The sequence below is a fragment of the Candidatus Chloroploca mongolica genome (genome assembly GCF_004762035.2).
Classification (GTDB): Bacteria; Chloroflexota; Chloroflexia; order Chloroflexales; family Chloroflexaceae; genus Chloroploca; species Chloroploca mongolica.
Genome location: NZ_SIJK02000009.1, coordinates 94,863 through 106,226 on the forward strand (window position 1 = coordinate 94,863; position 11,364 = coordinate 106,226).

The 11,364-nt window shown below is 61.9% G+C and carries 10 protein-coding genes; 9 read left to right on the forward strand and 1 reads right to left on the reverse strand.

Annotation, left to right across the window (positions count from 1 at the left end; genetic code table 11):
• Positions 1-175 precede the first annotated feature (175 nt).
• From EYB53_RS07210 to EYB53_RS07230, 5 genes are all read left to right on the forward strand, one after another.
• The gene (locus EYB53_RS07210) at positions 176-1,258 is read left to right on the forward strand and encodes a hypothetical protein (RefSeq protein WP_254150946.1); all 1,083 of its coding nucleotides are present in this window, start codon (positions 176-178) and stop codon (positions 1,256-1,258) included.
• A gap of 248 nt (positions 1,259-1,506) precedes the next feature.
• Positions 1,507-2,166, forward strand: coding sequence for a class II aldolase/adducin family protein (locus EYB53_RS07215; protein WP_135477529.1), 660 nt, complete (start codon positions 1,507-1,509; stop codon positions 2,164-2,166).
• Positions 2,167-2,177: 11 nt separating this feature from the next.
• Complete coding sequence (locus tag EYB53_RS07220) at positions 2,178-2,459, forward strand: DUF507 family protein (protein WP_135477530.1); 282 nt, start codon at positions 2,178-2,180, stop codon at positions 2,457-2,459.
• A complete protein-coding gene (locus tag EYB53_RS07225) occupies positions 2,459-3,115 on the forward strand; it encodes a DUF6962 family protein (RefSeq protein ID WP_135477531.1) in 657 nt (218 codons plus the stop codon). The genes EYB53_RS07220 and EYB53_RS07225 overlap by 1 nt, the downstream gene beginning before the upstream one ends.
• Complete coding sequence (locus EYB53_RS07230) at positions 3,105-3,512, forward strand: FixH family protein (protein WP_167857297.1); 408 nt, start codon at positions 3,105-3,107, stop codon at positions 3,510-3,512. Before EYB53_RS07225 ends, EYB53_RS07230 begins: the two co-directional genes overlap by 11 nt.
• Positions 3,513-3,647: 135 nt before the next feature.
• Here the strand turns inward: EYB53_RS07230 and EYB53_RS07235 are convergent, their stop codons facing one another.
• Positions 3,648-5,588: an ABC-F family ATP-binding cassette domain-containing protein gene (locus EYB53_RS07235; RefSeq protein WP_135477533.1), complete on the reverse strand. Its 1,941-nt coding sequence runs from the start codon at positions 5,586-5,588 to the stop codon at positions 3,648-3,650.
• A gap of 231 nt (positions 5,589-5,819) precedes the next feature.
• Between EYB53_RS07235 and EYB53_RS07240 the strand changes: the two genes are divergently transcribed.
• From EYB53_RS07240 to EYB53_RS07255, 4 genes are all read left to right on the forward strand, one after another.
• Positions 5,820-6,791, forward strand: a complete 972-nt coding sequence (locus tag EYB53_RS07240) for a CaiB/BaiF CoA transferase family protein (RefSeq protein WP_167857298.1) — start codon at positions 5,820-5,822, stop codon at positions 6,789-6,791.
• A 595-nt stretch (positions 6,792-7,386) separates the two neighbouring features.
• Positions 7,387-9,402: an SUMF1/EgtB/PvdO family nonheme iron enzyme gene (locus tag EYB53_RS07245; protein WP_135477535.1), complete on the forward strand. Its 2,016-nt coding sequence runs from the start codon at positions 7,387-7,389 to the stop codon at positions 9,400-9,402.
• A 139-nt stretch (positions 9,403-9,541) separates the two neighbouring features.
• A complete protein-coding gene (locus EYB53_RS07250) occupies positions 9,542-11,032 on the forward strand; it encodes a KAP family P-loop NTPase fold protein (RefSeq protein ID WP_135477536.1) in 1,491 nt (496 codons plus the stop codon).
• A gap of 70 nt (positions 11,033-11,102) precedes the next feature.
• A partial coding sequence (locus tag EYB53_RS07255) for a hypothetical protein (RefSeq protein WP_205712602.1) occupies positions 11,103-11,364 on the forward strand: 262 nt, incomplete at its 3' end.

Here is an 11,364-nt window from a genome sequence, read left to right on the forward strand (position 1 = left end):
GGCTTCGTCGCGCCGCATCCCGGAGACCTGCCAGGTGTGCGCCGCAGGGATCCTGGGGGTATCGGAGGATCGTCCCGGTGCCCACCTGGCAGGTCTGATGAACGTCGCTTTGGCTCAGGAGGGGTGTATAATGGAGGGGTGTTAGGGAAGTTTCCCGTGTGAAGGGTACCGCCTCATGGTCTATGCTACCCCCCAGATGAGTGATGCAATGCGCCCAGGCTTTGGGCGGCCACAGTTGATCTTTTTTTGCGAGCTTGAGAGTGATGAGTTATGGGCGTTGTTGCAAGATGAGTTGCTGTTGGCTGAGTTGTCGGTGCATGGGTATGGTGTGGCGGTTGCGATGCGTCACTTTGATGAACCGACGGCAGCGGCAGTGCGCTTGCTGAATCAACATCGTATTCCTGCGATTGCGTGGTTGCTGCTCTCGCCTGATGAGGGGTTCTGGTTCCATTTGCAAAATTATCCTCAGGCGGTCGAGCGGTATGCAGCGTTTCGTGGCTGGGCGTTGAAGCACGGGTTGCATTTTCAGGCGATTGGGCTTGATATTGAGCCGCCGCGCAATGAGGTCGATCATATTCATCGCTGGGGCTTGCGTGATTTGACGCGACGCGCCTGGCTTGCCCGTGAGAATGTGCTTTTTGCTTCGGCACGCCTGGCTTATACTGAGTTGATTGCTCGAATTCATCACGATGGGGCTGAGGTGCATACGTATCAATTGCCGATTCTTGCTGATGATCGCCGCGCTGGAACGAGTCTGGCGCAGCGGGCGCTTGATATTGTTGATTTGCCTGCCGATGTCGAGGTGCTGATCTGCTATAGCAGTGCTCCGCTTGATACGCTTGGCAACGACCTTGGAGGGGCGCTGGTGGCAAGCTATGGCCCTGCTGCCGATAGCATTGCCGTTGGTGTGGTGCCGGGTACGTCGGGACGTGAGCGCTCAAGTGAAGCCCCGCCCCCGCTCTCGTGGGAAGCCCTTGAACGTGATCTCTTGCTTGCTGCACGCCATACCGATACAATCTATATCTACTCGCTCGAAGGCTGTGCGCAACGGGGGTTGATGGGGCGCCTTGCAACAATTAATTGGGATGCCGAGGCCCGGGTTGCCTTCTGGAAGCGGAGCCTTGTTGCGTCAGCGCGGAGTGGAATTTTGCTCTGGATGCTTGCGGCCCGGTTTAGTCGGGGGCTCTTTGCCTGGCTGGGCTGGAGTCTGTTTGCGGTGATGGTTGCGCGCCAGATGCGGCGGCGTACGCGGGGCTAGGGGTATTTATTTTGACGCAAAGGCGCGGGGGCGCAAAGGTTTGTTGGGTAAGGGACTAGTTTTTTTGACGCAAAGGCGCGGGGGCGCAAAGGTTTTAGGGCATGTGCTTGACCTTCGCTGCGGAGTGCCGACTTCAGCCGGCTGAGCGGGAAGCCGACTGAAGTCGGCACTCCGATGAGCGTAAACGGTGATGAGCGTAAATGGTAAAGTAGCCTAAAGCCTTGTCTTAGGGAAGAAAGAAGAGATGCATGCCTGTTCAGTTGGAAGCGTTGTTGCGTGAAGAGATTGTGATGGTTGGGCGTCGGCTCTATGAGCGCGGGCTCATTGTGGCTGGCGATGGCAATATTTCGGCGCGTCTGCCCGATGGCTCGATCTTGATGACGCCTGCCGGTCTGTGCAAGGGTGAGTTGACGCCCGAGGATCTGGTGGTGATCAATCTTCAGGGTGAGTTGTTGCGGGCTGCTGCGGGTCGTCGGCAGTCGACCGAGCAGCATTTGCATCTGCACGTCTACCGTCGTCGCCCCGATGTGCTGGCCTGTGTCCATGCGCATCCGCCGATGGCGGTGGCCTTGACCCTCGTCGGGATTACGATGAGCGAACCGGTGCTGCCCGAGGCGATGCTGGCGCTCGGGCCGATTCCGACGGCACCCTATGCACGCACTGGTACCGTCGAGATGGGCGAGGCGATTGATCCCCTGGTTGCTGACCACGACTCGATGTTGTTGGCCCGCCACGGTGCCTTGACGCTGGCGCGTACCCCGACGGCGGCCTATTTTCAGATGGAGCAGATCGAACATTGCGCCCGCATTCTGCACGCGGCCCATCTGCTCGGCCCACTTGAGCCAATGCCCCATGAACGTATTGCTGAACTGTATCATTTGCGTGCGGCCCTTCGCATTCAAAATTAGACAGGATAACAATGAAACTTTCACCTGAAAAGATCGAACAATTGGCTGCCGATCTTGTTGATGCGCTAGCCGATGTTGAGGGGGTGCTCTTTCAGGCGGGCGATAGTGAGTTGCGCATTGCGATCAAGCAGATCATCACTGATGAGTTGCAGGTCGAAGAGCGGCTTGATGCCGAGATTCACGGTTTGCTGCAAGCCTATAAGTACGAGATTACGATGGGGCGCCTGAGCTACGATGATCTCTATCGCAAGCTACGCCATAAGTTGATTAACGAACGCCGCCTGGTGTTGTAATGTCACTTGAATTTATTGAGAGTCCAACTGAGCAGACGACCGCCGGGACGGATGTGGTGATTGCGGCGCTGGCGCTGGGGTCGGCGGCCTATCTGATGCGCCATCGTACCTGGCGAGCGTATGTGTGGGGCGGTGCTTTCAGCGCACTGGCTGCGGCTGGGGTGCTTGGGGCGGCTACTCACGGGCTAAAAATTGGTCAGCGCATGCACGATCTGCTCTGGCGGTTGCTGGCGATCAGCTTTGGCTTGATGGTCGGCTGTTTTGCGTCGGCGGCGACGGCTGATGGCTTTGGCGAACGGGCCGGTCGGCGGGTCTTGCCATGGCTCTTGCTTGGGGCGTTCGGCTTTGACACCGTGACCCGTCGACTCTCCCGCGGGTTCATTGTCTTCATTGCTTACGAGGCAGCGGCGCTGCTCTATGCGCTGACGATCTATGTGCGCTTGGCCCAGGGTGGGCGGATGCGCGGGGCGCAGATGACAGCGGCGGGGATTCTGCTCTCGCTGATTGCGGCTGCGATTCAGTCGTCGCGCCTGCACACGCAGATCGCGGGTCTCCCGTTTGATAACAATGGCATCTTCCATCTGGTGCAGATCGCCGCGATCCCGGTGCTTGTTGGCGGCATTGATGCCGGCCTGGTTGAGGATCATGGGGCGTAACATCTTTTTGCTCTGCGCCTGTTTCTTCTTCTTCACGGCGTGTGGGACACCGCCGCCCGCGCCAGAAGAGGAACTGACGCAGCAACAACAGACGATTGGCGATCTGACGATCGCCTTCGAGGGCGTGGCGGTGCCGCGCATCAATACGAGCCAGCAATTTGTGATCACGTTGACTGATGAGACCGGTCAGCCGCGTGATGGGGCTGATGTCTACATTGATATGACGATGCCCGCGATGCCGATGGGGATCAACCGACCGATCGCCGAGCCAGAGGGCGAAGGGCGTTATGTCGCCTACAGCGCCTATACGATGGAGGGCGATTGGGAAATGATCGTGGTCGTCAGGCTCGGTGACGATGAATACCGGGCAGTTTTTCCGGTTGTGGCGGTTGAGTAGTTTGTTAATTTGACGCAAAGGCGCAAAGGCGCAAAGCGCCGCAGGCCGATCCATTAAACCTTTGCGCCTCTGCGTCTTTGCGTCAAAAAACCTTTGCGCCTTTGCGTCTTTGCGTCAAGCCTGCGGTGCTTGGCGTCAAACTCGTTCGGAGAGCTCGGCCCAGCGGGTGTAGGCGGTTTCGATGGCTGCTTCGAGCGCGGCGAGGCGGGTTGCGAGGTCGGCGGCGCGGGTGTAGTCGGCGCCTGTGGTGGCGAGTTCGGCGATGATCTGGTCGCGTTCGGCTTCGTGTTGTGGGATGCTTGCTTCGAGTTGTTCGAGTTCGCGCCGCTCTTTGTAGTTCAGCCGCGTGGCCTGGGTTGGGCGCGCTGTGGGGGTAGGCGGAGTGTCGCTAGCCGTTGAGCCGGCCTGCATGCCGGCCCGTGGGCGCATGGGCTCGCGCGCAGCGCTCTTTTCCTGCTTCTTTGCATCGTCGTGAGCCTGCCGGTACTGGCGGTAGAGGGTGTAGCCGCCGGGGTATTCGCGGAGTTTGCCGTTGGCTTCGAAGGCGATGGTGCGCTGGGCGATGCGGTCGAGGAAGTAGCGGTCGTGGCTGACGACGACGATGGCACCCTGGAATTCGTCGAGGTAGTCTTCGAGCACGGTGAGCGTCTGCAGGTCGAGGTCGTTGGTCGGTTCGTCGAGCAGCAGCAGGTTGGGGGCTTCGATCAGTTGGCGGAGCAGGTAGAGCCGCCGCCGTTCACCGCCCGAGAGGGTGCTGATCAGCGCCCATTGTTGCTCGGAGCTGAAGAGGAAGCGTTCGAGCATCTGGGTAGCCGCGACCAGGGCCCCTTCGCGCCCGCGGATGAGTTCGGCGGCGTCGCGGATGTAGTCAACCACGCGCTGATCCAGATTCAGACCCTCGGCTTCCTGGTCGTAGTAGGCGTGATGCACCGTAGTGCCAGTGATAATCTCGCCTGCATCGGGGGTGAGGCGCCCGACGATCAGGTTGAGCAGCGTGGTTTTGCCGCTGCCGTTGCGCCCAATGATGGCGAGCCGGTCGCCGGGACGGATTTCGAGGTTGAGTTGGTTGATCAGGGGCTGGCCGTCGTAGGCATAGGTCAGGTTCTTGATTTCGACGACCCGCTTGCCGAGCCGCCGGCCCTGGGCCAGATCGATGGCAACCTGGCCCTGGCTCGCTTCGGGGCGCTGCTCGATCAACTCGTAGACCCGCTCGACGTGGGCCTTTTGCTTGGTCGTGCGGCCCTGCGCGCCCCGCCGGAGCCAGGCAAGCTCTTTGCGCAACAGGTTTTTGCGCGCATCAGTCGCGGCAACCTCTTGCTGGAGGCGTTCGGCTTTTTGTTCGAGGAAGCGTTCGTAGTTGCCCTGATAGACGGTTGCGCGACCGCGATCGAGTTCGAGCATGCGGCTCACGAGGCGATCGAGGAAATAGCGGTCGTGCGTGACGAGCAGCAGTGCCGTCGGAATGCGGGCGAGATACTCTTCGAGCCAGGCGACCGTATCGGTATCAATATGGTTGGTCGGCTCATCGAGGATCAGCAGGTCAGGCCGATCAACAAGGGCGCGGGCCATGGCGGTGCGCTTGCGCTGCCCCCCCGAGAGCGCCTCAACGGGCACGTTGATCAGCTCGGCGAGGCCCAGTTCATCAAGAATGCTGCGCGCCGCCGTTTCGGCCTCCCACGCACCGAGCGCGTCCATCTGGGGCGTCAACTGACCGAGTTGCGTGATGAGCGCGGCGTTATCGGGCTGGTGAGCGAGCGCCGTCGCAACTTGTTCGTAGGTACGGAGGAGCTGGATCGTCGGCGCAGGGCTGGCAAAGACCGCTTCGAGCACAGTGGCCCCTGGCGCAAAGAGGGGAGCCTGGGGGAGATAGGCGAGCGTAATGCCGTTGGCCGTCACCACACGCCCGCTATCGGGCGGCTCGACGCCAGCAATCACGCGCAGCAGCGTCGTCTTGCCGCTGCCATTGACCCCGATCACCCCAAGGCGCTCACCCTTGAGCATGCCAAACGACACCTCTTCAAAGAGCGGGCGGGGGCCAAATTGTTTACTTATGGCTTCGACAGAGAGAATGGTCATCGGATGTTCTCACGGACGGTTATAGAAGAGAGGGCTACCGCAATCCGCTCGGCCTCTTTGCTTGGAGTATGGTATCCTGGCCTCCATGCTTCCAGCGAGAAGTTGCGGTCGAGAGGGTCTCAGGGAGGGCTTGCCCTCGCTGAAAAAACCACGCCTTCCCTCTTGCGCAAGGCAGCAAGCGCAGCTTGCAAACATGAAGATTGCCAGCACATTGTACCAGACGGAGCGAGTATGTCGATCGAGCGTGCGTTGGAGGGGGTGCGGATTGTTGAGGTGGCGACCTATTTTCCGGGGCCGCTGTGTACGCAGATTTTGTTGGGCATGGGTGCGCAGGTGACGAAAGTGTCGCGTCCGGGGGGTGATCCGTTGAAAGAGTTGCGTCCGCTTGATGCGACATATGCGCTCTTTAATGGAGGCAAAGAGGAGCTTGAGCTTGATCTGCGTGTGCCCGAGGGGGCAGCGCGGTTGCGCGAACTCGCGTTAGAAGCGGATGTCCTGGTTGACGGCTTGCGTCCGGGGGCGTTGGAGCGCATGGGGTTGGGGGAGACCGCGCTGCGGGCGGCGAATCCGCGGTTGATCTATTGTGCGCTGAGTGCATATGGCAGCCACGGCCCTGAGAGCAGCCGGGCGGGGCATGATCTCGATTTCGAGGCGCTTTCGGGGATGGTGGGGGCGACGCTTGCCAATGGCGAGCCAGCGATGCCGGGGGCACCGTTGACCGATATGGTGAGCGGGTTGACGGCTGCGACGGGCATTCTGGCGGCGCTGCTGGCGCGCGAGCAGCATGGGCAGGGCACAATCCTTGATGCATCGATGGCCGGTGCATCGCGGTGGCTAATGGCACTCTGGTATAGCGTCGAGCGCCAGCGCCCGGGGGCGCGTCTCTTGACCGGCGAACGAGCCTACTACCGGCTCTATCGCACGGCTGATGGGCGGCATCTGGCAGCGGCGACGCTAGAACCGCATTTTTGGGCGCGCTTCTGTGGGGCATTGGAGCGCCCTGATCTCGTTGCGCGCCAGTTCGATGCTGACCAGGAAGCCGTAGCGCACGAAGTCGCGGCAGTGGTTGCGCAGCGCACGCTCGCCGAGTGGCAGCGCATCCTTGCGCCACTGGACGCCTGTGTATCGCCGGTGCTGACCATTGCCGAAGCCGCCGAGGCCGCCGGGGAGATCAGCGTGCGGTTGCCGATTCGCGAGGGATAGGGGCACGGCGGCGCCGTGCCCGTACGGGGGGCGCGGCGGGGATCGGGGATCGGGGATCGGGGATCGCGTGGCGGTGGGCACGACGCCAGCGTAGGGCCGAAGCACGCGCCTGCTCAGGTGTAGGGTGGTGGCACGGGTGAGGGGCGCGTGCTTCGGCCTTACGGCGATGGTGTGGGCACCGGGCGATGGTGGTGTGGCGATGCGGGCGCAGGGCGCATGCCGGTCGCCAGGGATGGATTTGGGCGCGGGGGAGGGCGCAGCAGCGATGGTATGACGTTGGGGTTGAGAGGGGGCGCATGGGCTGCTGCGCCCCTCCATCGGGGATGGGCGGGGCGGGCGGGGGCGGGGCAGGGGCACGGGCAAGCCGTGCCCGTACATGGGGCGGGGCGGGGTGATCGTTGGGGCGCGGGGTGGAGTGTAGGGGCACAGCAGCCCCTGGCGCGTCCGTTGGGGGAATGCCTCTCTGATTGCTGCTGCGCCCAGCGGCCTGTTGGTGGCGCAGCCTTCACCATGAAACAATAATGCCTCGTTGCTATGTTATACTGCGTCCAACACCAGATCGTGTTGTTCCCACTGTCTAGCCATTGTTCATGTTATGGTTGCTTTTGCCATCACCGCCCTTGGGCCAACCCATGCGCTTTTCCGTGGCCGCGAGGCGGAACTCGTGCGTCTGCGGCACCTCTGTCTCGATGATGTCGCGAGCTATCTGGTGCTCTATGGGGGGCGGCAGAATGGCAAGACGAGCCTGTTGTTGCGCCTGGAAGCTGCGTTGCAGTCGGATGCGCGGGTCTGTCGGGTTGATTTTCAGTTGATCAAGGGGGCCTCCGCCGAGCGTGCGTTTGCGCATCTCGCGACGCGGATCGCAATCCCGGTTGGCATTGCTGCTGCGGCCGGCGTGCAGGATGGCCCGACCTTTCAGCAATTTCTGACCGACGCGCTGGGGCGTGCCGAGATCAGTCGGTTTGTGTTGATGCTGGATGAGTGGGGTGCGCTGCCTGCGCCGACCCGCGAGGCGCTGGCGAATGCGTTGCGCTCGATCTTTCATACGCGGCTGTGGGAGCCGACGCTTGAGAAGTTGCAGGTGATCTTCAGTGGTGGGGTCGAGTTGTACGACCTGATCATCACCGAGGCGTCGTCGTTGCACAATATTTGTGAAGAGGTCTACCTGGGCGATCTTGGGGCGACCGAGGCGCTTGCGTTGATGCAGGATGGGCTGAAGCATCTGGGTCTCAGCGAAGCGGTTGTTGCCGACCTGGGCCGCGCTACCTACGAGCGGGTGAACGGTCACCCGTACCTGACGCAGCGCATCGGGCGCACGATGGTGCAGGCGCTGCAACCGGGCGTACCCCTGCCGGCGAACGCGCTGGCTGACGCCATTGCCGAGATCCAGCGCGGCGACCCGTTGTTGCGGCGCATCCGCGACGATGTGCGTGAACATCACCTGGAAGACGCGGCGCGCCGCTTGCTGAGCGATCCACCGCCTTTCACCCGCCTGGACGACGCGATGGCCCGACTGGAACTGATCGGCCTCGCCAAACCAGCGGGCGACATCTGGGCAACACGAAACGCCTTGCTCGCCGAAGTCTTTGGTCCCTTGCTGGGTGTGGCTCCGCCAAGGGTCGTCGTGCCGCCAGATGCGGTGGTTGTCGATCCTTCAATCTCAGCCGCAGATGCGGGAGGCGCGACGCCTCCACCTGAGGTGGTTGTCCATCCTTCAACGTCAGCCCCAGATGCGGGAGGCGTGACGCCTCCACCTGAGGTGGTTGTCCATCCTTCAACGTCAGCCGCACCGCCACGGGGCAAGGCGACGCCGTCGCCGCTGCCCGCCTGGGTACCACCCCTGAGCCACATCCCGGCCGGCCCCTTTTTGATGGGGAGCAGCGATGCGGATCGGATGGCGGAAGATCGAGAAAAACCGCAACACACCCTGACGCTGCCTGACTACTGGATTGGCACAACGCCCGTGACCAACGCGCAGTTTCGGCCTTTCGTCGAGGGCGATGGCTATACCAATCCCGCCTACTGGACGAAGGTGGGCTGGGCGTGGCGTGAACAGGAAAAGATTGTCACTCCTCAATGGTGGAACGACTCGCCCTGGAACGGTGCGCGGCATCCCGTCGTGGGCGTGAGTTGGTTTGAGGCGGTGGCCTATTGCCGCTGGCTGAGTGCGCAGATCGGACACGAGTTCCGCCTGCCGCCCGCGGCTGAATGGGAAAAAGCCGCCCGCGGCCGCGAGGGGCGCATCTGGCCATGGGGCAATGCCTGGGAGAGCGGGCGGTGCAACAGCAAGAAAGCTCGACACAACCGCACGACCCCAGTTGACCAGTATCCGACCGGTGCGAGCCCGTACGGGGTGCTGGACATGGCCGGCAATGTCTGGGAGTGGTGCGCGACCCTGTCCAGCAAAGGCAACCCGTATCAATTGGAAGATGAATGGCAAGCAGCGTATCTGGAAGCTGACAAGGGTCGGATACGACGCGGTGGATCTTGGTACCACGAACAAAAATACGTCCGAGCTTCGTGCCGCAGCAGCTACGACCCGCGCAACCGCGACAGCAACAGTGGGTTGCGGGTCGTCAGTCATTCTCCGCTGCCCGGTTCTGAATCCTGATTGCTGTTTTTGGGGATCGGGGATCGGGGATCGGAGCAAAGCTTTGCCGAGCGATGCAACAACGTTTTGTGCTGCGGCGCGTTGGCGTCAAACGAATTGTCTTCGTTGCATGGTATGGGGATAGTTTTTGGAGCACTCTATGTCTACCCACAGTGGTTTCGGTGATTTGCCGACGATCCAGGATGAGCTTGGTTTTGGGCCGTCGGCTTTGGCGCTTGCCGAGATTGTGCAGGGCGCGCATCTGGATGATACGCCGTTGACGATTGGCATCTATGGGCCGTGGGGCAGTGGCAAGACGAGCATTATGAAGATGATCTATGAGCCGTTTAATAATTCTGCTGCGCCCCACCCCGAGGTGATTCCGATCTGGTTTGATGCCTGGCGCTATGCGCAGAGTGAGGCGCTCTGGCGGGCGTTGCTGATCAGTGTGATTGCGGAGATTCGCCTGCGGGTGCTCGGCAATGAGGATCGTTTGCGTACGCTTGTGGGCGCGCGTGCGCGGAAAGCCGGCGAGGTGCCGCCAGCCGATCCGACGACGAAATGTGGCGAACTTGAACAGCAACTCGACGATCTGCTGGCGAGTCTCTATCAGACGGTTGAGCGTGAAGAGGTCGGGTCGCTTGCGCTTGATTGGGGCGAAGCAGGCAAAGCGACGGCGCGCACGGCGATCAGAATGGGCCTTTCTGCGCTGCCGTTTGTTGGCACGGTGAGCGATGCGTTGGGGGTAATTGGCAAGGCCGTGCAGGGTGGGGGGCTCAAGAGCGAGGAATTGGAAGGCTTTGCCAAGGCGCTTCGCCGTGAGCGATCAAAGGTCTATAGTGAACAGGTGCGCTCATTAGAGCAGTTCTATCGCCAGTTTCATGACCTGATTGAAGCGTGGGCCGCGCAGGCGGGGTTTCGCCTAGTGATCTTCATTGACGACCTGGATCGCTGTCTTCCCGAGCAGGCGATTGGCGTGCTGGAGGCGATCAAGGTCTTTTTTGATGCCAAAGGCTGCATCTTTGTGCTCGGTGTTGACCGAGAAATCATTGAGCGCGGCATTCGCGTGCGCTACAAAGAGTTTGCCCTCACTGAGAAGGTGACCGAGCCTTTTCCCGTCGCCGAGCGCGACTACCTCGAGAAGATCGTGCAGGTGCCCTTTACCTTGCCGCCGCTGGCTGCCGACACGATCAGCACCTTCTTGCAGAAGCGGTTGCCCGGTGTGTCGGATTTGAGCGAGGTAGAACGCACCCAGGTCGCAAGCGCAATGACCGCTGGGCTCCTGCGCAACCCACGCAAAGTCAAACGCAGCTTCAACATCTTCCGGCTCCACCTGATGCTCGACCGGGCGCATCAACGCCGGACACCTGCGGGACTCATCGCCAAACTGACCGTGATCCAGACCAGTTTTACCAAGCTCTACGAACAGATCGCCCGCGAGCCGCTGCTGCTGCGCCACATCGAAGCGATTGTGCGCGGCATGCCGGGTGGGGTAGGGGGCAGCCCGATCCCAACGACCCTGCGCGAAGAAGTTGGGCAACAGGATGATCGTCTGCGCAAGATGTTGCAGCATGAGCCGTGGTTCGCCGAGCTTGATGAGAACCAAATCCACGAGTTGGTCTACCAGAGCCGCGTATCGGAACAGGGGTAGCGGCGGGGGCGGGGGCGGGGATTGGGGGGCGGGGATTGGGGGTCGGGGATTGGGGATCGGGGATCGGAGATTGGGGATCGGGCAAGCCGTGCCCGTACGGGCGGCGGGGCGCGGCGCGGTGTGGGGTGTAGGGGCGCAGCAGCCCCTGGCGCATCTCTTGCGAGAACGCCTGTTTGATAGCTGCTGCGCCCGGCGGCTCGGTCGGCGGGGCATCGGGCGCGGGGGGTACGGCGGGGGCACGGCGGGGGCACGGCACCGCCGTGCCCGTACGCGGGGTGCGGCCGGGCGGGGGCACGGCGTAGGGGCACGGCTCGCCCGTGCCCTTCCTTCCA